The organism is Marilutibacter spongiae, assembly GCF_014145325.1.
Classification (GTDB): Bacteria; Pseudomonadota; Gammaproteobacteria; order Xanthomonadales; family Xanthomonadaceae; genus Marilutibacter; species Marilutibacter spongiae.
Map to the genome: position 1 here is coordinate 1 of NZ_JACHTF010000017.1, position 21907 is coordinate 21907.

Consider the following 21907-nt stretch of genomic DNA (forward strand, 5'->3'; position numbering starts at 1 on the left):
TCCCAAATTACATCGCTTGCATTTGCATGCATTTGAATTGACTTGGTTCCTGTTCGGACGTCTGCGATGGACAACTATCCACCCGCCAGACGGCCGCACAAGTCACCTGCGCACACTGTCAAAGATCTTCGGAACCGGCCTCAGCGCCGCGTTCCGCCTCGTCACCAAAGTGCCCGAGGGAGCCGCACATCTTACAGCAGATTTCAGGGCCGTCAACACCTTTCGAAACGACTTTTTCCCGAAACCCCCGCGCCGTTCATCCTACTCGTCCCGGCAGCGGGCCGCGCATCTTACAGCAACTCCCGGGACCGTCAACCGCTTCCCGACAACCGCCTCCAACACACCCCCGACGCCTTCACTCTTACCCGGCAGCGGGGCGCGCATTGTGCACACTCACAAACACTTTGGGAAGCTTTTTTTTCGCCCCGTCCCGGCGGACGGGCCTTGACCTTGCCGGTCGCCTGCCGGAAGGTCGCTCCACCCCCTGGTCGAGCCATCCCATGAACGCCTTTTCGCCGTCACTCCGTTTCCGCCCGGCGCTGCTGCTCTTGCTGCTGTGCTGCGCGTCGTTGCCCGGCTGCGCCAGCGGTGGCGGCCTGTGGGTCGAGATCGCGGGCACGCGCTATGCGGTCGAAGTGGCGAACGACGACGCCGAGCGGGCCCGCGGCCTGATGTTCCGCGACGAGATGCCGGCCGACCACGGCATGCTCTTCATCCACGAGAGCGAGGCGATGCAGGCCTACTGGATGAAGAACACACGGATCGCGCTGGACATCCTGTACTTCGACGACGAGCGACGACTGGTCTCCCAGCAGCGCGACGTACCGCCCTGCTCGCTCGGCAATGGCTGTCCGCCCTACCCCAGCAGCGCGCCGGCGCGCTACGTGCTCGAGCTCAATGCCGGCGAGGCAGCGCGACTGGGCCTGCGCGACGGCATGGAAATGGTCTTCGGGCCGGACATCCAGAAAGCGGACTGAACCGCTTTCCCGGGGCCTCAGGCCTCGACCATCTCGAAATCGTCCTTGGTCACGCCGCAATCGGGGCAGGTCCAGGTGTCGGGTACATCGGCCCAGCGCGTGCCGGGGGCGATGCCCTCTTCCGGCAAACCCTCGGCTTCGTCGTAGATGAAGCCGCAGACAACGCACATCCAGGTGCGGTAGGGCGCGGTCACTGCTGTGTCGGACATGGGCGGATAATGGTCTGGAATGAAGTTCGTATTGTCCCATGTCCCACTTTGCGGGGCACGGGCAGGAGGAAGCCTCGCATGAAACCGCCCTGGCCGGCGCACGGCCTGTATGCCATCACACCTGACGAAATCGACAGTGCACGCCTGGTGTCCCGCGCGCAGGACGTACTGGATGCCGGCGCCGCCTGGCTGCAGTACCGCAACAAGACGGCCAGCGCCCGGGACCGGCGGGAACAGGCACTGGCGCTGCTGCCGCTGTGCCACGCGCGCGGCGTGCCACTGATCGTCAACGACGACTGGCGGCTGGCGGCGGAGATCGGCGCCGACGGCGTGCACCTGGGCGAGGACGACGGCGACATCGCCGCCGCGCGGGCCGCCCTGCCCGCGGACGCCCTGCTGGGCGCCTCGTGCTACGACGACCTGGCCCTTGCGCGGCGCGCGGTCGCGGCGGGCGCCAGCTACGTGGCCTTCGGCGCGTTCTTCCCGTCGCCGACCAAGCCCGGCGCGCGCCGCGCCAGCCCCGCCCTGCTCGCGGCGGCGGCATCGCTGGGCGTGCCGCGAGTGGCCATCGGCGGCATCACCCCGGACAATGCCTCCTCCCTGGTCGACGCCGGGGCCGATCTCCTGGCGGTGATCAGCGGCGTGTTCGATGCGCCCGATCCGGCCGCGGCGGCCCGCGCCTATCGCGCCTGCTTCGACCGTACGCCTTCCCCGCTCCCCCACGGAACCACGCCATGAACCAGAACCGCTCGCACGCCCTTTTCACCCGCGCCCAGGACCTGATCCCGGGCGGCGTCAATTCGCCGGTGCGCGCGTTCAAGTCGGTCGGTGGCGAGCCGTTCTTCGCGCAGCGCGCCGAGGGCGCCTACCTGTTCGACGTGGATGGCAACCGCTACATCGACTATGTCGGGTCCTGGGGCCCGATGGTCGCCGGCCATGCGCGCCCGGAGGTGCTCGCGGCGGTGGAAACGACCATGCGCGACGGACTCAGCTTCGGCGTGCCCAACGCGCTGGAAGTGGAGATGGCCGAAGCCATCACCCACATCGTGCCCAGCTGCGAGATGGTGCGCATGGTCAACTCGGGCACCGAGGCGACGCTGTCGGCGATCCGCGTCGCGCGCGGCGTCACCGGGCGCACGCGGATCGTGAAGTTCGAGGGCTGCTACCACGGGCATGGCGACAGCTTCCTGGTCAAGGCCGGCAGCGGCGTGATGACGCTCGGCCTGCCCAACTCGCCGGGCGTTCCCGACGCGCTGGCGGACCTGACGACGACGATCCCCTACAACGATTTCGAGGCCGCCAGCGCGCTGTTCGAGGCGACCGGCGATGAGATCGCCGGCCTGATCATCGAGCCGATCGTCGGCAACGCCAACTGCATCCTGCCCCGCGACGGCTACCTGCAGCACCTGCGCGAGCTGTGCACGCGACACGGGGCATTGCTGATCTTCGACGAGGTCATGACCGGCTTCCGCGTGGCGCTGGGCGGCGCGCAGGCACGCTACGGCATCACCCCCGACCTGAGCACCTTCGGCAAGATCATCGGAGGCGGCATGCCGGTGGGGGCCTACGGCGGCAAGCGCGAGTACATGGCGCAGGTGGCGCCCAGCGGCCCGATCTACCAGGCCGGCACGCTGAGCGGCAATCCCGTGGCCATGGCCGCCGGCCTGGCGACGCTGGCGCTGATCCGCGAGCCGGGCTTCCACGACGAACTCGAGCGGCGCACCCACCAGCTGTGCGATGGCCTGGAAGCAGCGGCGCGGGAAGCCAACGTCGCCTTCCACACCACGCGGGCGCCGGGCATGTTCGGGCTGTACTTCCGCGAAGGTCCGGTCGAGACCTTCGAGGACGCCAAGGCGTCGGACGCCGCGAAGTTCAAGCGCTTCTTCCACGGCATGCTCGAGCGCGGCGTGTACCTCGCGCCGTCGGCCTTCGAAGCCGGCTTCATGTCCAGCGCGCACGGCGACGCCGAGATCGCGCACACGGTCAAGGCCGCGCGCTCGGTCTTCAGCGACATGGGTTGAGGCCGGGCGCGCCCGACGCCGCCGCAGCGGTCAGGCGGCGGCGTAATCGCGCAGCGCCGCATGCAGGCGCTGCATGCCCTCGGCGACATCGGCGTCGCCGATGTTCAAGGCCGGCACGAAACGCAGTACGTCCGGCCCCGCTTGCAGCAACAGCAGGCCATGGGCGACGCACAGGTCCAGGATCGCGGCGGCCTTGCCGGCGTGGGCCGGTCGCAGGGGCGCACCGATCATCAGGCCACGCCCGCGGACCTCGCCGAACAGGCCCAGCTCCGCGTCGATGCGCGACAACGAGGCCCGGATCGCATCGGCCTGCCGCGACACGTTGGCGAGGATCGCGTCCGACGACAGCTCGCGCAGCACCACGCGCGCCACGGCGGCGGCCAGCGGGTTGCCGCCGAACGTGGTGCCGTGGGCACCGAAGGTAAGCGTCTCGCTGACGCGCGGACCGGCCAGCATCGCACCGATCGGCATGCCGCCGCCCAATGCCTTGGCCAGGGTCAGGACATCGGGCACGACGCCATAGCCTTCGCAGGCGAACAGGCGGCCGGTACGGCCCATGCCGCACTGGATCTCGTCGAGCATGAGCAGGGCGCCGTGGCGGTCGCACAGCGCGCGCAGGCCCTGCAGGAATGCCGTTGTCGCCGGCATCACTCCGCCCTCGCCCTGCACCGGCTCGACCAGCACCGCGCAGACGTCGCCGGCGGCCATCGCGGCCTCGGCGGCGGCGAGGTCGTTGAAGTCGCAGTAGCGGAAGCCACCGGGCAGTGGCTCGAAGCCCTCCTGGTACTTGGGCTGCGCGGTCGCGGTCACGGTCGCCAGGGTGCGGCCGTGGAAGCTGCCCTTGAAGGTCAGGATGACACGGCGCTCGGGCGCCCGGCCCTCGCCGGTCGCCCACTTGCGCGCGAGCTTGATCGCCGCTTCATTGGCCTCGGCGCCCGAGTTGCACAGGAACACGCGGCGTGCGAAGCCACTGGCCTCGACCAGGTCGCGCGCCAGCTCGAGCGGCGGCGCGCTGACGAAGACGTTGCTGGTGTGCCAGAGCCGCCCCGCCTGTGCGGTCAACGCCTCGACGAGTGCCGGGTGGGCATGGCCCAGCGCATTGACGGCGATGCCGCCGCCGAAGTCGACGTACTCGCGGCCGTCAAGGTCGTGGATGCGCGAACCCTGCCCGCGGTCGAGGACGATCCGGCGCGGGCGGTAGACCGGCACGTAGAAGTCGTCGGCGAGGGCGCAGAGGGCGTCGTTGGCGGTACTCATGGTGTCGTGGGACCGGCGAAGGGATGGATGGAGGTGCATTCTCGCCGATTGGAGGGCCGAATGCGGCACAATCCGGGGCCGGAGGGTCCCATGCGCCTGCTGTTCACGCCCCAACTCAATCCCGCGACCGAGACCGGCTGGCGCCGGCGCTGGTTCGACATCATCTACCGGCACGACACGCCGCCGTCGCGCAACTTCGACCTGCTGTTGATCTTCGCGATCTTCGCCAGCGTATTGGTGATCATGGTCGACAGCGTGCCGCACATCCATGCCCGGCATGCGAAGGCCATGTACCTGGTGGAGTGGGCGTTCACCCTGTTGTTCACCGCCGAGTACGTGCTGCGGCTGGCGGTGGTGAGGCGACCGCTACGCTATGCCCTGAGTATCTGGGGCATCATCGACCTGCTGTCGATCCTGCCGACCTACCTGTCGCTGTTGCTCCCTGGCAGCCAGAGCCTGCTGGTGGTGCGGATCCTGCGCATCCTGCGGCTGTTCCGCATCCTCAAGCTCACGCAGTACGTCGAAGAAGGCGGCGTGCTGGTGAAGGCGCTGTGGCGTAGCCGGCGCAAGATCTTCGTGTTCATCTGCGCCATCCTCACCGTGGTGGTGATCTTCGGCGCGCTGATGTACATCATCGAAGGACCCGAGCATGGATTCGCCAGCATCCCGACCGGCATGTACTGGGCCATCGTGACGATGTCGACGGTGGGCTACGGCGACATCTCGCCTGAGACCGTGGTGGGCCGCTTCATCGCCTCGATCCTGATCCTGATCGGCTACAGCGTGATCGCCGTGCCCACCGGCATCTACACCGCCGAACTGGCCAGCAGCCTGCGCGAAGCCTCCGGCGGCGGCGACCATCACGATTCGCGCGGATGCCAGGAATGCGGGCTGGAGGGCCACGACCCCGACGCCCTGCACTGCCGCCACTGCGGCACCCCCCTCCACGCCCCGATGGGGTGAGGCAAGACCGTTTGCGCGGCACTGCCGCGCGGTCTTGCCGAACGCCCAGCGCGCTGCGCTGGGCAGGGGGTTGCGTGGTGAGCGCGAAGCGCGAGCCCGCAACGGCCCCAGAGGCGAAGCCGATGGAAGACCGTTTGCGCGGCACTGCCGCGCGGTCTTGCCGAACGCCCAGCGCGCTGCGCTGGGCAGGGGGTTGCGTGGTGAGCGCGAAGCGCGAGCCCGCAACGGCTCCAGAGGCGAAGCCGATGGAAGACCGCTTGCGCGGCACAGCCGCGCGGTCTTGCCGAACGCCCAGCGCGCCGCGCTGGGCTGGGGTGAGGGGACGCGGCTTGCGAACCACCGGTTCGCGCGTCCACGAACGCCCGGGCGCTGGCGCCCGGGCCGGGGATAGAAACCAGCGCGAAGCGCGAGCCCGCAACGGCTCCAGAGGCGAAGCCGATGGGCGACCGCTTGCGCGGCACTGCCGCGCGGTCTTGCCGAACGCCCAGCGCGCTGCGCTGGGCCGGGGTGAGGGGGCGCGGCTTGCGAACCACCGGTTCGCGAGTCCACGAACGCCCGGGCGCTGGCGCCCGGGCCGGGGGTAGAAACCAGCGCGAAGCGCGAGCCCGCAACGGCTCCAGAGGCGAAGCCGATGGAAGACCGCTTGCGCGGCACTGCCGCGCGGTCTTGCCGAACGCCCAGCGCGCTGCGCTGGGCAGGGGTGAGGGGGCGCGGCTTGCGAACCACCGGTTCGCGCGGCCACGAACGCCCGGGCGCTGGCGCCCGGGCCGGGGGTAGACTTACCAGCCTCGCCAAAAGCTGGATCCCAGCGTTCGCTGGGATGACGATTTGTGGGGTCGCCGGATGGGGGCGGCTGCGCCATCACCGTAGGGTGGGTAGAGCCAAAGGCGAAACCCACCGTCGCGAAATTTCGTGCAAGACGCATGATGGGTTTTGCTTCGCGCTACCCATCCTACGATCGCGCCCAAGCCGTCATCCCAGCGAACGCTGGGATCCAGCCTTTGCCATGTCGCCTTCGTAGGTGGGTAGAGCCAAAGGCGAAACCCACCGTCGCCGCTGCCGGCCACGACGCACTATGGGCTTTGCTTCGCGCAGCCTTTCCTGCGGTGTTCGAAGCGGTCCCGTCGATTGACTGCGGAGGCGCGGCGCACGTCAGCCTCGCTCAATGCGCGACCTTGCGCGGTGCAATGCGCTGCGCTTATTGCACCCTACGAGTTATTGCCCCCTGCGAGCCTGCACCCATACCTAGCCCCGGGTGCGCTTCGCTTACCCGGGCTACGTGAACTGCGACGTCGCCTCGGGTGGGTCGAGCCGGAGGGGGCACCCAGCATCGCTCACGACCACCACGCATGATCGGTCTCGCTCAGTGCGCGACCTTGCGCGGCGCAATGCGTTTTGTTCATCGCACCCTACGGATTCGCCGCGGCCACGGTCCCCCAGGCGCTGGCACCGGTCGTGGCAATGGAGCGAGCGCGTCGCGGCGGCTACCAGCTGCCGGTGTTGCCCATCGAGGCCCAGGGTTCGGCCGGCGCGAGGCTGGCGCCCTTCTGCAGGAGTTCGACCGAGATGCCGTCGGGCGAGCGCACGAAGGCCATGCGTCCATCGCGGGGTGGGCGGTTGATGGTGACGCCCATGTCCTGCAGGTGTTGGCAGGTCGCGTAGATGTCGTCGACGGCAAAGGCCAGGTGGCCGAAATTGCGGCCGCCGGTATAAGCCTCGTCGTCGTGGTTCCAGGTCAGCTCGACCTCGGCCTCCGGATTCTCCGGCGCCCCCAGGTAGACCAGGGTGAAGCGACCTTCGGGATAGTCCTTGCGGCGGTTCTCGACCAGGCCGAGGCCCTCGCAGAAGAACTTCATCGACGCGTCGAGGTCGCGGACGCGGACCATGGTGTGCAGGTATTTCATGGGGAAGGGTGGACTCCTTGCAGGGGCGCGCGGGTGGCGCGCCGGGTCAGTCGAGGAACAGGTCGGGCAGCAACGGCTTGGCGGGGTCGACCGCATACGCGTCGAAGTCCTCGACGCCGGCCTCGGCCAGTACTTCGTCGTCGATCAGGAAGCGGCCGCTGAAACCTTCGGCCGGGCGCGTCAGCACCGCATGGGCGGCATCGCCCATGATGGCCGGCGTTCGGGCGTTCGCGGTGTCGACGCCGGGGATCATGTTGAGCGCATCGGTGGCGATCAGCGTGCGCGGCCACAGGGCGTTGATCGCCACCCCGCGCGGACCGAATTCCGCCGCCAGGCCCAGGGTGACGAAGCTCATGCCCATCTTCGCCAGGGTGTAGGCGGTGTGGGGTCCCCACCACTTGGGGTCGAGCGACGGCGGCGGGGCCAGCGTCAGGACGTGCGGGTTGGGCGCCTCGAGCAGGTGCGGCAGGCAGGCCTGCGCGCACAGGAAACTGCCGCGGGCGTTGACCTCCTGCATCAGGTCGAAGCGCTTCATCGGGGTGTCGAGCGCACCGCGCAGCCAGATCGCGCTCGCGTTGTTGACCAGGATGTCCACGCCGCCGAAGGCGTCGACCGTGGCGGCGACCGCCGCGCGCACCTGGTCTTCCTCGCGGATGTCGCACTGCAGGGCGAGCGCCTGGCCGCCGGCGGCCTCGACCTCCGCCGCCACGCTGTGGATGGTGCCCGGCAGCTTGGGGTTGGGCACGCCGGACTTGGCCACGACGGCGATGTTGGCGCCGTCGCGGGCGGCGCGCAGGGCGATGGCACGGCCGATGCCGCGCGATGCGCCGGTGATGAACAGGGTCTTTCCGCTCAGGCTCATTGGGAGTGACGATTGTGGGGTGAATGGACTGAAGGGTATCGCGGGACGCCAGGAAGGCATCTCGACGCGCTGGCTTCAGGGCTTGGGCCCCTGGCCTTCATTGTCCTCCCAGTGGAGGATGCGACGGGTGACGAACCGGTAGACCGGCTTGCCGGTGGCGAACCAGGCCTCGCGCAGCCATGAGCGGCGCTTGAGCAGCCGCTGCTCGACCGGGGTGATGGCCTCGGGGCAGTAGGTCCGCTTGTGCTTGAGCAGGTGGCGCAGGTCCTCCCGCGCAAGCAGGCGCATCCAGCGCGAGCGCGGCCGGCCGCGGACGGCCAGCTGGAAATCGATGATCGCCGGCGCGCCATCCTCGAGCACGAGCCAGTTGGCTTCCTTGGCCAGGTCGTTGTGCGCGATCCCGTGGCGGTGCAGGCCCTGCAACAGGCGCCGGGCCCGGCGGAAGTAAGCCAGGTCGCCACGCGGCGGCCGCTGGTACATCGCCGCGCCGGCCATGAAGCTGCGGTCCAGGCAACGTCCGTTCCAGGCACGCAGCTGCGGCACGGCGTCCAGCCCGACCACGGCACGCAGGGCGGCGGCCTCGCGCCGGGCCAGCCACCAGGCCGGCAGGCGCAGCCACAGCGGCACGTGGGCGAGGTCGCGGCGGACGAACAGCCCGGACTCGTCCCGCATCAGCGCGATGCGGCCGAAACTGTCGGACTTGAGGGCGGAAACTTCGATCGACATGGCGCGATTCTAGGGCGCTCGGCCGCGTTTGGCCCGGCCGATGGCCATGACCGTGCCGTCATGCATGGGCGCGAAGGCCGATCGTCCCCCATAATTCCGCGATGGAATCGGCCTGGATCGAAAACGCGACCGCCTGGATCGCGGCACACCCCACCGCCGCCGGCGCGTTGATCTTCCTGATCGCGTTCTGCGACGCCCTGGTGATCCTGGGTATCGTCGTCCCGGCCCTGCCACTGCTGTTCGCCGTCGGTGCCATGGTCGGGCTGGGGCACATCAACGGGCCCTATGCGCTCGCCGCCGCCGCCCTGGGCGCCCTGCTCGGGGATGCGCTGAGCTACTGGGTCGGCCGGCTCTGGGGGCCACAGCTGCGCCAGCGCTGGCCGTTCTCGCGCTATCCGCAATGGCTGGAGCGCAGCGAATCGATGTTCCGGCGACACGGGGTCAAGAGCATCTTCATCGCCCGCTTCGTCGGTGCGGTGCGGCCTTTCGTGCCGGCGATCGCCGGCATGCTGCACATGCCCTTCCCCCGCTACCTGCTGCCCAGCCTGGTGGCCTGCGTCGGCTGGGCCGCGCTGTTCCTCGCGCCGGGCTGGATCCTGGGCGCGTCCTACGAGGCCGTCGCCGCGGTCGCCGACCGCCTCGCCATCGTGTTCGGCGTGCTCCTGGTCGCGCTGGGCCTGGTGTGGGCCATCGTGCTCTACACCTGGCGCTGGTCGGCGATGCACGCCGACAAATGGCTGGCGCGGGCACTGGACTGGTTCCGCCGGCACCCGCGACTGGGCCGCTATGCCACCGCGCTGGTCGATCCCAACCGGCCCGAGTCGCCTTCGCTGGTAATCCTCGCGCTGTGCCTGCTGGCGATCAGCTGGATCTGGTTCTCGCTGCTGGCCACGCTGTTCGCCAGCGGTGGGCCGCTGCCGCTGGACCACAGCGTGCACACGTTCATGTGGAGCCTGCGCAACCCGCTGGCCGACCGGATGATGGCGGCGCTGGCGAGCCTGGGCGAGCTGCCGGTGCTGGGCACGGCCGCGGCCGTGCCGCTGGTCTACCTGGTCTGGCGGCGACGCTGGATGGCCGCCGCGCACTGGATCGCGGCGATCGTCTTCGGCCTGGTCCTGACCGCACTGCTGGAGGCGGCGATCGACATGCCGCGACCGCCCACCGCACCGGCCGGTTTCGGCTTCCCCTCGGTCTCGGTGACGATGGCCACGGTGGTGTTCGGCTTCTTCGCGGTCCTGATCGCGCGCGAGCTGCCGGGGCGCAAGCGCGTCTGGCCGTACCTGGTGGCCGGCGTCGCCACCACCCTGATCGGTTTCGCGCGGCTCTACCTGGGCGCGCACTGGCTGAGCGATATCGTCGGTGGCACCCTGTTCGGCATCGTCTGGCTGCTGGTGCTCGGACTGGCCTATCGCAGCCACCAGGCGCGCTCGTTCTGGATGCGGCCGCTGGCGTGGATGTTCTACGGCAGCTTCCTCGCCGCGGCCGCCTGGCACGCGCCGCGTGCGGCCGACGGCCTGCTGGCCAAGTTCCAGACAGTGGAACCGCTGCGGATCGTCAGCGACGCGGACTGGTGGCGCGAGGACTGGCAGACCCTGCCGGCCCAGCGCGACGAACGCGACGTGCGCCGCCGCTGGACGCTCGACCTGCAGGTGGCCGGCCCGCTGGCCCCACTGCAGCTTGCGCTGGAAGCCCAGGGCTGGCGGGTGCAGCCGCAGGCCGACTGGACCGCGACCGTGGGCCTGCTCGACGACGACACCCCGGCGCAGGCGCAACCGGTGCTGCCGGCGACGCTCGACGCCCAGGCCGAGTCGTTGCTGATGGTGCGCGCCCTGCCCGCGGAGCCGGGCCAGGCGCCGCGCATGCTGGCCCTGCGCCTGTGGCCGGCCCCCGCCGCACTCGACGACGGCACGCCGCTGTGGCTGGGCGCGACCCAGCGCCTGTACCTGGCACGGCCCTTCGACCTGTTCGCGCTGTGGCGCCCGGAGCCGGACGAGGGCGAGGCCTTCGCCGCCGTCCGCAAGGCCCTCGCGGGCTTCGAGCAGGCCGAGGCCGTGCACCCCGACACCGGCCTGCCGGTGCTGCGCCTGCACACCGTGGCGGACCCATCAGGGCAGTAGCGCGAGGACCTGCTGCAGGCGTTCGTGCGGATCCTGCGTCTGCAGCAGCACCTGGCGCTGGGGGTTCTCGAGCGGCAGCATTTCCGCGAGCCGCCAGCCGACCCAGGCGGCGTCGTCGAAGCGCGACTCGTCGGCCTGTGCGTGCTCGCCGCCGACCTTGTCGATGACCTCGTGCAGCAGGGTCGCCAGCAGGCCATGCTCCGGCTGCAGCGGCTCGACCGCATCGGCGGCGCACCAGCTCACGTCGGCGACCTGGAGGCCGTTGTCGCGCACGCGCACGCGGTGCACGTGGAAGCGGCGCCCGCCCCGGACATGCAGGACCAACAGGCCGTCGTCGCCGGTGCCGAAGTCCTCGACCACCGCTTCGGTGCCATAGGCCGCGGCGGAGGCGACCGCCCCCACCTCTTCGCCGTCGATGATCAGGCAGATGCCGAAGCCGTGTCCGTTGCGGCCGCATTCGCGGACCAGGTCGAGGTAGCGCGGCTCGAACACGCGCAGGCTCATCGCCGCACCGGGCAGGAGCACGGCGTGCAGCGGGAACAGCGGCAGCGATTCGACGGGCAGCGGCGGCTTAGACACGCGCCCAGTGTTACGCATCAGCCTCGCGGCGTCATCCCGTTGCGGGCCCGTTGCGGGCGTGCGAGGCGGCCTCAGTCGCCGCGCAGCCGGGCGAGGAAGCGGCGCGGTGCGCCGTCGAAGCCGCCGTTGGACATGAACACCACGTGGTCGCCTTCGCGCGTGCGCTGGACGAGGGCCTCGACGAGGGCGTCGACGTCGGCGGCGGCCACCGCGTCGCCACGCACCTGGGCCACCACCCGGGCCGCGTCCCAGGCCAGCTCGGGCCGATGCAGGAACACGACCGCGTCGGCGCCGTCGAGCGAGGGCGCGAGCGCCTGCGCATGCGCGCCCAGGCGCATGGAATTGCTGCGCGGCTCCATCGCCACCACGATGCGCGCGCCGCCCACCCGGGCCCGCAGGCCTTCGAGCGTGGTCCGTATCGCGGTGGGGTGGTGGGCGAAGTCGTCGTAGACGGTGATCCCCCGTGCTTCGCCCAGGTGTTCCATGCGGCGCTTCACGCTGCGGAAACCCGACAAGGTCGGCAGCAGTCGGGCCACGTCGACGCCGACCGCGGCGCAGGCGGCCAGGGACGCCAGCGCGTTCATCACGTTGTGCCGGCCCAGCAGGGGCCAGTGGACGTCGCCCAGGACCTGTCCGCGATGGACCACGGTGAAGGCGCTGCCGTCCGCTGCCAGCAGGCGGGCGGTCCAGTCCAAGTCGTCGCCCTCCAGGCCGAAGCGTTCGACGGGGGTCCAGCAGCCCATCGAGAGGACTTCGGCGAGGCGCGGATCCTCGCCGTTCACCACCAGGCGCCCGCGTCGCGGCACGGTCCGCACCAGGTGGTGGAACTGGCGCTGGATCGCGGCCACGTCGGGGAAGATGTCGGCGTGGTCGAACTCGAGGTTGTTGAGGATCGCGACCAGCGGCCGGTAGTGCACGAACTTGCTGCGCTTGTCGAAGAAGGCGGTGTCGTACTCGTCGGCTTCCACCACGAACAGGGGGCGCGCCGCATCGGACGACGCTTCGGCCGGCGGCCCACCGCCCAGCCTGGCGGACACGCCGAAATCCTCGGCGACGCCGCCGATCAGGAAGCCGGGCGCACGCCCCGCCGCCTGTAGCAGGTAGGTCAGGATGGTGGTCGTGGTGGTCTTGCCGTGGGTACCGGCGACGGCGAGGGTGTCGCGCCCGGGCAGGACCCGCTCGCTCAGCCACTGGGCGCCGGAAATGTAGCGTCGCCCGTCGTCGAGCACCTGCTCCACGGCCGGATTGCCGCGCGAGAGGGCATTGCCGACCACGATCTCGTCGCAGTCGTCGGAAATGTTGCCGGGCAGGTAGCCCTGGCGCAGCGCGATGCCGAGCTGCTCGAGCTGGGTCGACATCGGCGGATACACCGACTGGTCGCTGCCTTCGACCTCGTGGCCGAGCTCGCGGGCCAGCGCGGCGACACCGCCCATGAAGGTGCCGGCGATGCCGAGGATGTGCAGTTTCATGCGTCTACGATCCGTGCGCCCGGCGGCGGACTGCGCGCTGGCGCGGTGTCCGGGACGGCACCGCGCGCACCGCGATGGGACTCAGCCGACCTCGCGGACGGGCTCGATCGCTTCGATGATGCGGGTGAAGACCTCGTCCATCGACCCCACCCCGTCGACCACGGTCAGCTGGCCGTGCTGGCGGAAGAACTCGATCACCGGCGCGGTCTGCTCGTTGTAGACGCCCAGGCGCGTGCGCACCGACTCGGGCGTGTCGTCGGCCCGGCCCTCGGCGGCGGCGCGGCCGGCGATGCGCTCGACCAGCAGCTCGGTCGGGACCTCGAGCTGGACGGCGGCCTCCATCGGCTGGCCGATCCGCTTGAGCAGGGTGTCCAGGGCGTCGGCCTGGGCCAGGTTGCGCGGGTAGCCGTCGAGGATGAAGCCGTTGGCGGTGTCCGGGCGCGAGAAGCGGTCCTCGAGCATGCCCAGCAGGATGGCGTCGCTGACCAGCTGGCCGCGGGCCATGACTTCCTGGGCCTCCAGGCCCAGCTTGCTGCCGGCGGCGACTTCGGCGCGCAGCAGGTCGCCGGTGGAAATGTGGGGCACCTGGAGGTGATCCTTGAGGCGGGCCGCCTGCGTCCCCTTGCCGGAACCCGGCGCGCCCAGAAGTACCAATCGCATCAACATCGCTCCACAAAAGACGGAAAAGCGGGCCCGCATGGTGCCGCCGCGGTGGCGCTACACTGGAGCGCACGACCCGCCCGGCCGGGCGAAACGGTGTCCAGCTTACCGCATCCGGGCGGCATTTCCGGGCATTGTCCGGGCAAATCCGCCCAATGGACGAGAACTCCGCCCGGTCCGGCCCCGCCCCTTTCCAGCGCACGGAGAGCCCCATGGCCCAAGGCACCCTGCTTTACGCCCAGTCCGGCGGCGTCACCGCCGTCATCAATGCCACCGCCTCGGCGGTGATCCAGACCGCCCGCGCCCGGCGGGTCAAGGTGCTCGCCGCCCGCAACGGCATCCTGGGCGCGCTCGCCGAGGACCTGATCGACACCTCGCGCGAGCCCCTGGCCGCGATCCGGGCGCTGGCCCACACCCCCGGCGGGGCCTTCGGCTCCTGCCGGGTCAAACTGAAGTCGCTCGAGGCCGATCGCGCCCGCTACGAGCGCCTGCTGGACGTGCTGCGCGCGCACGACGTCCGCTACTTCCTCTACAACGGCGGCAACGACTCGGCCGACACCGCGCTGAAGGTGTCGCGCCTGGCGGCGGCGTTCGACTATCCGCTGGCCTGCATCGGCGTGCCCAAGACGGTCGACAACGACCTGGCCGTGACCGACTGCTGCCCGGGCTTCGGGTCGGCCGCCAAGTACACCGCCGTCTCGGTCCGCGAAGCGGCGCTGGATGTCGCGGCGATGGCCGAGACCTCGACCAAGGTGTTCGTCTACGAGGCGATGGGCCGCCATGCCGGCTGGCTGGCCGCGGCCGCCGGCCTTGCCGGCGACGGTCGCGACCAGGCCCCTCACCTGATCCTGTTCCCCGAGCGACCCTACGACGAGGCCGACTTCCTGGCCCGGGTGAAGGCCACCGTCGAGCGGGTCGGTTATTGCGTGGTCGTCGCCAGCGAAGGCATCCAGACCGCGGAGGGCCGTTTCGTCGCCGATGCCGGCGGGGGCAAGGACTCCTTCGGCCATACCCAGCTCGGCGGGGTGGCCTCGTTCCTGGCCGGCCGGGTCAAGGATGCGTTGGGCCTGAAGGTGCACTGGACCCTGCCCGACTACCTGCAGCGCTCGGCCCGCCACCTCGCCTCGGCGACCGACCTGGACCAGGCCCAGGCGGTCGGGCGCAAGGCGGTGGAGTACGCGCTGGCGGGCATGAACGCGGTGATGCCGGTGATCGTGCGCAGCGCCGACGCGCCTTACCGCTGGAAGATCGAGGCCGCGCCGCTGGAGAAGGTCGCCAACCACGAGAAGAAGATGCCGGCCGGCTTCATCCGCCGCGACGGCTACGGCATCACGGCCGCGGCACGCCGCTACCTCGAGCCGCTGGTGCGAGGCGAGGCACCACCGCCGTACGGCCGCGACGGGCTGCCGAAGTACGTGTCGCTGAAGAACGTTTCGGTGAAGCGCAAGCTGCCGCACTGGACGGGCTGAGCCGCGCCGCCACGCCCGCGGCGACGGGCCCGCCATGCGGCGGGCCCTCTCCATGCGGTACGACCGGCAGGACCGGCCCGCGGGTTCAATCGCCGTCAGGCGTCAACTGCCGCATCGCCGCGTCGAGGTCGAACTCCAGGCTGGCCGTGCGCGGCGGATATTCCTCCAGCCGCCTGCTGCGCGCGCGGCATGGCCGGACCTATCGCGCAGCGCAGGCCTCGCCTTCCACCGACATCGCCGCGGCGAACATCGGCACCTTGTCCGCGGCCGCAGCGCGGGTCTTGTCGGAGTCCTGCAGGTAGATGCGCGAGCGGCCCTGCGCGTCCAGTTCGGGCGGCGCCACTGCCGCCGGCTTGCGCCACAGCTTCACCACCGCCTGCTGGCCGGGACAGGCGGCACTGGGAATGCGGATGACGTCGTTGAAGATCCACCCGCCCGCGGCGTCCGGTTTTGCCTTGGCGGCGTCGACGAAGCGCGCGCGCGGCTGGCAGTTGGGACTCGTCTTCACCACCGCGAAGCGATAGGGCTCGGCGGCATCGCCGGTGAAGACGCCTTCGATCCGCGCGCAGGCCTCGGGGATCGTGCGCAGGGAGTGGACCGCGCCCACGGCCTGCGGCGGCGCGACCGGGCGCTCGATCTCCGGGGCCGGTTCCCCGGCGAGGACGGCGGACGGCGGCAGGGCCGCCAGCGCCAGGCACAGCATGGTTCGGATCGGCATGGGGACTCTCCTGCTCTCCTGCGTGGACGCGCTCAGGCTCGCAGACGCCCTCTGAACGCCCGGTCACGAGCCCGACCGGGCGCGCTTTCGCGCCATAGCGTCGCCCACGTGGCAGCGCGCGGCGGCCAACCTGTGCGATAGTCGGGCCGTTGCCCCCACCGGCCGCCGAGAGGCGTTCCCGCAACGCCGAAAAACTCGAGACCCAACATCCGAAATTCCACGTAAGTCCACTCGTTATCCGGGGAGGGGTTCATGCTGGAGCAGTACGGTTTGACCATGGCGCTGGGCTGCGCCGTCATCGCGATCCTGTACGGGATCATCTCGGCGCGCTGGATCGGCGTCCAACCTGCGGGCAACGAACGCATGCAACAGATCGCCTCGGCGATCCAGGAAGGTGCGCGCGCTTACCTCAACCGCCAGTACATGACGATCGCCGTGGCCGGCGCCGTGTTGTTGCTGGTGATCGGCTTCACGCTCGGCTGGACCACCGCGATCGGCTTCGCGCTCGGTGCGATCCTGTCGGGCGCGGCGGGCTACATCGGCATGAACGTGTCGGTGAAGGCCAACGTCCGCACCGCCGAGGCCGCGCGCAAGGGCATGGGCCCGGCGATGGACGTCGCCTTCCGCGGCGGGGCCATCACCGGCATGCTGGTGGTCGGCCTGGGCCTGCTGGGCGTCGCCGGCTACTGGGCGGTGCTGGGCCACATGGGCATCTATGGCGAACCCGCGCTGCACGCGCTGGTCGGCCTGGCCTTCGGTTCCTCGCTGATCTCGATCTTCGCGCGCCTGGGCGGCGGCATCTTCACCAAGGGCGCGGACGTGGGTGCCGACCTCGTGGGCAAGGTCGAGGCCGGGATCCCGGAGGACGACCCGCGTAATCCCGCGGTGATCGCCGACAACGTCGGCGACAACGTCGGCGACTGCGCCGGCATGGCGGCCGACCTGTTCGAGACCTATGCGGTCACCGTCATCGCGACGATGCTGCTGGGCCAGCTGATGGCCAGCGAAGTGGGCGCCAATGGCGTGCTGTATCCGCTGGTGCTGGGCGGGGCCTCGATCATCGCTTCGATCGTCGGCGCGTTCTTCGTCAAGGTGAAGGCCGGCGGCTCGATCATGGGCGCGTTGTACAAGGGCGTCATCATCTCCGCGGTGCTGGCGGCGATCGCCTTCTACCCGATCACCACCGCGCTGATGGGCGACAACGCGCACGGCGCGATGAACCTGTATTACTGCGCGCTCGTCGGCCTGGCGCTGACCGGTGCGATCGTGTGGATCACCGAGTACTACACCGGCACCCAGTACAAGCCGGTGCAGCACGTCGCGTCCGCCTCGACCACCGGCCACGGCACCAACATCATCGCCGGCCTGGGCGTGTCGATGAAGTCGACCGCGATGCCGGTGGTCGCGGTGTGCCTGGCGATCTGGGGCTGCCACGCACTGGCCGGCCTGTACGGCATCGCCATCGCGGCCACGGCGATGTTGTCGATGGCGGGCATGATCGTCGCGCTCGACGCCTACGGCCCGATCACCGACAACGCCGGCGGCATCGCCGAGATGGCCGAGCTGCCGTCGGAGGTGCGCGACATCACCGACCCGCTCGACGCAGTGGGCAACACCACCAAGGCGGTGACCAAGGGGTATGCGATCGGCTCGGCGGCGCTCGCGGCCCTGGTGCTGTTCGCCGACTACACCCACAACCTGCAGGCGAGCAACCCGGGCGAGGTGTTCACCTTCGACCTGTCCGACCACTACGTGATCATCGGCCTGCTGATCGGTGGCCTGATCCCCTACCTGTTCGGCGCGATGGCGATGGAGGCCGTCGGCCGCGCGGCCGGTGCGGTCGTGGAGGAAGTGCGACGCCAGTTCCGGGACATCGCCGGCATCATGGAGGGCACCGGCAAGCCGGAGTACGACAAGGCGGTCGACATGCTGACCCGTTCGGCGATCAAGGAAATGATCGTGCCTTCGCTTCTGCCGGTGGCCGTCCCCGTCGTGGTCGGCCTGCTGCTGGGGCCGAAGGCGCTGGGCGGCCTGCTGATCGGCACCATCGTGACCGGCATCTTCGTCGCGATCTCGATGACCACCGGCGGCGGCGCATGGGACAACGCCAAGAAGTACATCGAGGACGGCCACCACGGTGGCAAGGGCAGCGAGGCCCACAAGGCCGCGGTGACCGGCGACACCGTGGGCGACCCCTACAAGGACACCGCGGGGCCGGCGATCAACCCGCTCATCAAGATCATCAACATCGTGGCCCTGCTGATGGTCCCGCTGCTGTGACTTGAGCCGGCAAGCGGGCCGCCCCGCCAGGTGCGGCCCCTTCGACCCACGACCCCCGCCCCGGCGGGGGTCGTTCGTTCCGGCACTGTGCCTCCCCCGGCATCCACGAGGGCTGGACACTGTGTTCACGAGCCGTGCGGCATCGTGAAGCTTCTTCGGGAAGCTGAAGTCCTGCATTCCTGCCATCCATTCATGACGAAGGAGAGGCCGATGCAACCGTGGCTCGCGTCATTCGAAAATTCCGTGGGCAACTACCTGCCCACCATCCTCGGGGCGCTGGCGATCCTGCTGGTGGGCTGGATCGTCGCCCTGCTCGCCGCCGCCGGCACCCGCAAGGGTCTCGCCAGGCTGGGCACCAACCAGCGGCTGGCCGCGCACTCCGAGTCGAAGCTGGACTTCGAGAAGATCGCCGGGCGCGTGGTGTTCTGGGCGATCCTGCTGCTGGCCCTGATCGGCATGTTCGGGGTACTCAACGTGGATGGCGTGTCCGGGCCCTTGTCGACCCTGGCCAACACGGTGATGACCTACCTGCCCCGCGCGCTGCTGGCGATCGTGCTGGCGCTGGTCGGCTGGCTGGTCGCCACGGTCGTGCGCACCATCGTCAACAAGGCACTGGGCGCCACCCGCCTGGACGAGAAGCTGTCGGCGAGCGCCGAGATGCAGCCCCTGTCCAACACCATGGGCAATGTCGCCTACTGGCTGGTGCTGCTGCTGTTCCTGCCGGCGATCGTGGGGGTACTCGGCATCCAGGGGCTGATGGTCCCGCTGTCGGCGATGACCACCGAATTCGTCGGCATGCTGCCGAACATCTTCGCGGCGATCGTGATCGGCGTGGTCGGCTGGATCATCGCCAAGGTCGTCCGCGGGCTGGTGACCAACCTGCTGTCGGCCACCGGCGTGGACCGCTTCAGCCAGCAGAACGAATCGACCCGCGACCTCAAGCTCTCGCAACTGGGCGGCACCCTGGTCTTCATCCTGGTCATCGTGCCGACCCTGATCGCGGCGCTCGACGCCCTGCGGATCGAGTCGATCTCCGGCCCGCTCACCGACATGCTGGACATGTTCCTGGCCGCGGTCCCGAACATCATCGCCGCTGCCGCGATCCTGATCATCGCGTGGTTCCTGGGGCGCTTCGTCGCCGACCTGGTGACGCGGCTGCTGTCGAACCTGGGCTTCGACCGACTGCCCGAACGCCTGGGCCTGGCGCATGCCTTCGCGCCGCCGCCGCGGGAGGGCGAGTTCATCGCCAGCCCCGACGGCACCGTCACGGCCGAGGCGATCGGCCGAGCGCCGCGGCTGACGCTCTCGGAACTGGGCGGCCACACAGCGCTGTTCTTCATCATGCTCTTCGCCACCGTCGAGGCGGCCCACCGGGTCGGTTTCACCGGGGTGCGCGAGCTGCTGGAGACCTTCATCGAGTTCGGCGCGAACGTGCTGCTGGGCCTGGTGATCTTCGTCATTGGCTACTGGCTGGCCAACCTCGCCGCACAGGCCATCGAACGCACCAGCCCCGGCAACGCCGTCGGCATGGCGCGGATCGCCCGGGTGGCCATCCTCGGCCTCGTTCTGGCGATGGGCCTGCGGGCGATGGGGATCGCCGACGAGATCGTGAACCTGGCCTTCGGCCTGGTCCTGGGGGCGGTCGCGGTCGCGGTGGCGCTGGCCTTCGGGCTTGGGGGCCGGGACGCCGCGGGACGCCTGGCCGACCACTGGGCCGACCGCCACCTGCGCAAGTAACCCCTGACCGACGCCACCATCCGCCCGGGCCGCGCCACGCGCGGCCCGGGCGGGGGCGTTCACGGGGAGGACAGTCCCCTTGCTGCGCCGCAACAGCAACCTGCGTAAAATGCCCGGTTCCCCTCACCTTCCGCGCCGGCCCGGCCGTCGTGGAACCCAGCAGTCGGAGCTACAGCATGGGCCTGGACCTCGTCTCCACCGGCAAGAACCCGCCGGACGAGATCAACGTCATCATCGAAATCCCCAAGGACGCCGAGCCGGTCAAGTACGAGGTCGACAAGGCCTCGGGCGCGATCTTCGTCGACCGGATCCTGTCCACGCCGATGCGCTACCCGTGCAACTACGGCTATGTCCCGCACACGCTGTGCGGAGACGGCGACCCGGCCGACGTGCTGGTGATCCTGCCGCTGCCGCTGGTCCCCGGCTCGGTGATCCGCTGCAAGCCCGTCGGCGTACTGAAGATGAGCGACGAGGCCGGCAGCGACGAGAAGCTCCTGGCCATCCCGGAGCCGAAGATCTTCGGTGGCTACGCGCACATCGAGGACATCGACCAGGTGTCCAAGCACTGGCTCGAGCGCATCGGGCACTTCTTCGAGCACTACAAGGACCTGGAGAAGGGCAAGTGGGTCAAGCTGGAAGGCTGGGGCAATGCGGTCGAAGCCAAGGCCATCCTGGAAGACGCGATCAAGCGCTACAACGACACGGCCGAGGAAGAGAAGCCGAAGTTCTGAAGTCGCGCCGGCGCCGATGGCGCGCAGCATGCAGAAAAGCCGCTCCAGGGCGGCTTTTCTCGTTCGTGGCGTCCCGCCTCGTACCCACCGCGTGTCCTGCGCGTCGGCTCAGGCGTTGTCGCCCATCATCCGCTGCTGGCCCGCATCGGCGGTGGGCGCGGCCTGCTCGGCCTCGACGGCCACCTGGGCGATCATCGCGCGCATGGCGGCAAACCAGTTGAGCTGGTTGCGAAGCCCGAGGGTCTGGCCCGGGCCGGCGACCTCGGCCAGGAACGCCTGCAGGGCGGCGCGATAGGCCGGCAAGCCCTCCGGCGCGTCGCCGTGGCGCGCCCACAAGCCGCGCCAGGTGCGCACGAAGCGCAGGCTGAGCTGCTGCACGCGCGCCAGGTGCGGGCCTGGGACGGTATCGGTGAACAGGAGGGTGAACAGGGTGTTGAGCTCCCAGGGGCTCATCACGCGCGGGACGTTGGACTGCTCGCAGGCAAGCGCCGGCACGTGCCCTGCCTCCGGCGGGCATGTCCGCGCCGTCCAGTCGGCGGGCGCGGGGTGGCCCGGCGAGCGGCCGCCGGCGAGCAGGTCCCAGAAGCCTTCGCCGCCCACGGTGTCGACGACCAGATGGATGCGCGAAGCGCTGTCGTCGTTCAGTACCCGGTGCTGCCGCCAGGTGTCGAAGACCCAGCATTCGCCGGCGGCCATGTTGACCACCGACTCGCCGCATTCGAAGCGCACCGTTGGTTGGGTCACCACGGGCACGTGCACGCGCATGCGCTCGGCCCAGTAATAGCCCTGGTCGGCGTGGCGCGTGACCTCGGCGTTGCCCGCCAGGCGCATGAGCCGCGTGCGGCCAATCACCACGCCCAGGGCGTCCAGGACCTGGCACAGGTAGGGGCAGGCCCGAAGCGCGGGCGTGGGCTGCATGCGGCCGGCGAAGGCCTCGTTGGCGGGGTCACCGTCAACCGCGACCAGCGGCAACATCGAATTGCCCTCGAACCCCTGCGGGTGCGGACGCCACGGCGCCTCGCCGAGGGCGGCGATCTCGCGGGCCAGCGTCGCGGCATCGAAGGCCAGCGGCAACTGGATGAAGGGCACCTGCAGCTTCATTCCGGCATCCCGGTGGAGGGATGCCTATCGTACACAGCCCGGCAGCGGGGCTCGACTGCGAAACGCCGGGGCAAAAAAAACCGCGGCCCCTTTCGGGGCCACGGTGGTGCAGCTCGATCCGGATGGA

General features: G+C 70.0%; 19 protein-coding genes. 9 read left to right on the top strand and 10 right to left on the bottom strand.

Annotated elements, in window-relative coordinates:
- The first annotated feature begins 500 nt into the window (after window positions 1–500).
- Entirely contained in the window at window positions 501–977 is a 477-nt protein-coding gene (locus H4F98_RS13785; RefSeq protein ID WP_182688417.1) for a DUF192 domain-containing protein, read from the top strand.
- 17 nt (window positions 978–994) lie between these two features.
- On the opposite strand, the gene H4F98_RS13790 is transcribed toward H4F98_RS13785, so the two are convergent.
- Entirely contained in the window at window positions 995–1186 is a 192-nt protein-coding gene (locus tag H4F98_RS13790) for a rubredoxin (protein ID WP_141516802.1), read from the bottom strand.
- Between the two features lie 78 nt (window positions 1187–1264).
- Between H4F98_RS13790 and thiE the strand changes: the two genes are divergently transcribed.
- Together thiE and hemL are read left to right on the top strand one after the other, a co-directional pair.
- Window positions 1265–1924 (top strand): thiamine phosphate synthase, encoded by a 660-nt coding sequence (gene thiE, locus H4F98_RS13795; protein WP_182688418.1) that lies wholly within the window; start codon window positions 1265–1267, stop codon window positions 1922–1924.
- Window positions 1921–3207 (top strand): glutamate-1-semialdehyde 2,1-aminomutase, encoded by a 1287-nt coding sequence (hemL, locus tag H4F98_RS13800; protein ID WP_182688419.1) that lies wholly within the window; start codon window positions 1921–1923, stop codon window positions 3205–3207. The genes thiE and hemL overlap by 4 nt, the downstream gene beginning before the upstream one ends.
- A 30-nt stretch (window positions 3208–3237) precedes the next feature.
- On the opposite strand, the gene H4F98_RS13805 is transcribed toward hemL, so the two are convergent.
- The gene (locus H4F98_RS13805; protein WP_182688420.1) at window positions 3238–4464 is read right to left on the bottom strand and encodes an acetylornithine/succinylornithine family transaminase; all 1227 of its coding nucleotides are present in this window, start codon (window positions 4462–4464) and stop codon (window positions 3238–3240) included.
- 90 nt (window positions 4465–4554) lie between these two features.
- On the opposite strand from H4F98_RS13805, the gene H4F98_RS13810 reads away from it, so the two are divergent.
- Entirely contained in the window at window positions 4555–5427 is an 873-nt protein-coding gene (locus tag H4F98_RS13810) for an ion transporter (RefSeq protein WP_182688421.1), read from the top strand.
- A 1484-nt stretch (window positions 5428–6911) separates the two neighbouring features.
- On the opposite strand, the gene H4F98_RS13815 is transcribed toward H4F98_RS13810, so the two are convergent.
- The 3 genes from H4F98_RS13815 to H4F98_RS13825 form a co-directional block, all read right to left on the bottom strand.
- Window positions 6912–7331, bottom strand: a complete 420-nt coding sequence (locus tag H4F98_RS13815; RefSeq protein WP_182688422.1) for a VOC family protein — start codon at window positions 7329–7331, stop codon at window positions 6912–6914.
- A 46-nt stretch (window positions 7332–7377) separates the two neighbouring features.
- Window positions 7378–8193, bottom strand: a complete 816-nt coding sequence (locus tag H4F98_RS13820) for an SDR family oxidoreductase (RefSeq protein ID WP_182688423.1) — start codon at window positions 8191–8193, stop codon at window positions 7378–7380.
- A 75-nt stretch (window positions 8194–8268) separates the two neighbouring features.
- Entirely contained in the window at window positions 8269–8919 is a 651-nt protein-coding gene (locus H4F98_RS13825) for a protein kinase family protein (protein WP_182688424.1), read from the bottom strand.
- 101 nt (window positions 8920–9020) lie between these two features.
- On the opposite strand from H4F98_RS13825, the gene H4F98_RS13830 reads away from it, so the two are divergent.
- The gene (locus H4F98_RS13830) at window positions 9021–11036 is read left to right on the top strand and encodes a bifunctional DedA family/phosphatase PAP2 family protein (protein ID WP_182688425.1); all 2016 of its coding nucleotides are present in this window, start codon (window positions 9021–9023) and stop codon (window positions 11034–11036) included.
- On the opposite strand, the gene H4F98_RS13835 is transcribed toward H4F98_RS13830, so the two are convergent.
- The 3 genes from H4F98_RS13835 to H4F98_RS13845 form a co-directional block, all read right to left on the bottom strand.
- Window positions 11025–11615: an LON peptidase substrate-binding domain-containing protein gene (locus H4F98_RS13835; protein ID WP_343064774.1), complete on the bottom strand. Its 591-nt coding sequence runs from the start codon at window positions 11613–11615 to the stop codon at window positions 11025–11027. The genes H4F98_RS13830 and H4F98_RS13835 overlap by 12 nt on opposite strands.
- A gap of 71 nt (window positions 11616–11686) precedes the next feature.
- Window positions 11687–13084 (bottom strand): UDP-N-acetylmuramate:L-alanyl-gamma-D-glutamyl-meso-diaminopimelate ligase, encoded by a 1398-nt coding sequence (gene mpl, locus H4F98_RS13840; protein ID WP_182688427.1) that lies wholly within the window; start codon window positions 13082–13084, stop codon window positions 11687–11689.
- Window positions 13085–13165: 81 nt separating this feature from the next.
- A complete protein-coding gene (locus H4F98_RS13845) occupies window positions 13166–13744 on the bottom strand; it encodes an adenylate kinase (RefSeq protein WP_182688428.1) in 579 nt (192 codons plus the stop codon).
- 212 nt (window positions 13745–13956) lie between these two features.
- Between H4F98_RS13845 and H4F98_RS13850 the strand changes: the two genes are divergently transcribed.
- Window positions 13957–15213 (top strand): 6-phosphofructokinase, encoded by a 1257-nt coding sequence (locus tag H4F98_RS13850; protein WP_182688429.1) that lies wholly within the window; start codon window positions 13957–13959, stop codon window positions 15211–15213.
- A gap of 199 nt (window positions 15214–15412) precedes the next feature.
- Here H4F98_RS13850 and H4F98_RS13855 read toward each other — a convergent pair whose 3' ends face one another.
- On the bottom strand, window positions 15413–15916 hold the full coding sequence (locus tag H4F98_RS13855) for a hypothetical protein (protein WP_182688487.1): 504 nt from the start codon (window positions 15914–15916) through the stop codon (window positions 15413–15415).
- 267 nt (window positions 15917–16183) lie between these two features.
- On the opposite strand from H4F98_RS13855, the gene H4F98_RS13860 reads away from it, so the two are divergent.
- From H4F98_RS13860 to ppa, 3 genes are all read left to right on the top strand, one after another.
- The gene (locus H4F98_RS13860) at window positions 16184–18211 is read left to right on the top strand and encodes a sodium-translocating pyrophosphatase (protein WP_182688430.1); all 2028 of its coding nucleotides are present in this window, start codon (window positions 16184–16186) and stop codon (window positions 18209–18211) included.
- Window positions 18212–18421: 210 nt separating this feature from the next.
- On the top strand, window positions 18422–19948 hold the full coding sequence (locus H4F98_RS13865; protein ID WP_182688431.1) for a mechanosensitive ion channel: 1527 nt from the start codon (window positions 18422–18424) through the stop codon (window positions 19946–19948).
- A gap of 176 nt (window positions 19949–20124) precedes the next feature.
- Window positions 20125–20679, top strand: a complete 555-nt coding sequence (gene ppa / locus H4F98_RS13870; protein ID WP_141516786.1) for an inorganic diphosphatase — start codon at window positions 20125–20127, stop codon at window positions 20677–20679.
- A gap of 108 nt (window positions 20680–20787) precedes the next feature.
- Here the strand turns inward: ppa and H4F98_RS13875 are convergent, their stop codons facing one another.
- Window positions 20788–21780 (bottom strand): aspartyl/asparaginyl beta-hydroxylase domain-containing protein, encoded by a 993-nt coding sequence (locus H4F98_RS13875; RefSeq protein ID WP_182688432.1) that lies wholly within the window; start codon window positions 21778–21780, stop codon window positions 20788–20790.
- Between the last annotated feature and the right edge of the window lie 127 nt (window positions 21781–21907).

Coding starts and splice junctions, on each gene's coding strand:
- H4F98_RS13785 (WP_182688417.1), top strand. CDS start 501: ATGAACGCCTTTTCGCCGTCACTCCGTTTCCGCCCGGCGCTGCTGCTC.
- H4F98_RS13790 (WP_141516802.1), bottom strand. CDS start 1,186: ATGTCCGACACAGCAGTGACCGCGCCCTACCGCACCTGGATGTGCGTT.
- thiE (WP_182688418.1), top strand. CDS start 1,265: ATGAAACCGCCCTGGCCGGCGCACGGCCTGTATGCCATCACACCTGAC.
- hemL (WP_182688419.1), top strand. CDS start 1,921: ATGAACCAGAACCGCTCGCACGCCCTTTTCACCCGCGCCCAGGACCTG.
- H4F98_RS13805 (WP_182688420.1), bottom strand. CDS start 4,464: ATGAGTACCGCCAACGACGCCCTCTGCGCCCTCGCCGACGACTTCTAC.
- H4F98_RS13810 (WP_182688421.1), top strand. CDS start 4,555: ATGCGCCTGCTGTTCACGCCCCAACTCAATCCCGCGACCGAGACCGGC.
- H4F98_RS13815 (WP_182688422.1), bottom strand. CDS start 7,331: ATGAAATACCTGCACACCATGGTCCGCGTCCGCGACCTCGACGCGTCG.
- H4F98_RS13820 (WP_182688423.1), bottom strand. CDS start 8,193: ATGAGCCTGAGCGGAAAGACCCTGTTCATCACCGGCGCATCGCGCGGC.
- H4F98_RS13825 (WP_182688424.1), bottom strand. CDS start 8,919: ATGTCGATCGAAGTTTCCGCCCTCAAGTCCGACAGTTTCGGCCGCATC.
- H4F98_RS13830 (WP_182688425.1), top strand. CDS start 9,021: ATGGAATCGGCCTGGATCGAAAACGCGACCGCCTGGATCGCGGCACAC.
- mpl (WP_182688427.1), bottom strand. CDS start 13,084: ATGAAACTGCACATCCTCGGCATCGCCGGCACCTTCATGGGCGGTGTC.
- H4F98_RS13845 (WP_182688428.1), bottom strand. CDS start 13,744: ATGCGATTGGTACTTCTGGGCGCGCCGGGTTCCGGCAAGGGGACGCAG.
- H4F98_RS13850 (WP_182688429.1), top strand. CDS start 13,957: ATGGCCCAAGGCACCCTGCTTTACGCCCAGTCCGGCGGCGTCACCGCC.
- H4F98_RS13855 (WP_182688487.1), bottom strand. CDS start 15,916: ATGCTGTGCCTGGCGCTGGCGGCCCTGCCGCCGTCCGCCGTCCTCGCC.
- H4F98_RS13860 (WP_182688430.1), top strand. CDS start 16,184: ATGCTGGAGCAGTACGGTTTGACCATGGCGCTGGGCTGCGCCGTCATC.
- H4F98_RS13865 (WP_182688431.1), top strand. CDS start 18,422: ATGCAACCGTGGCTCGCGTCATTCGAAAATTCCGTGGGCAACTACCTG.
- ppa (WP_141516786.1), top strand. CDS start 20,125: ATGGGCCTGGACCTCGTCTCCACCGGCAAGAACCCGCCGGACGAGATC.
- H4F98_RS13875 (WP_182688432.1), bottom strand. CDS start 21,780: ATGAAGCTGCAGGTGCCCTTCATCCAGTTGCCGCTGGCCTTCGATGCC.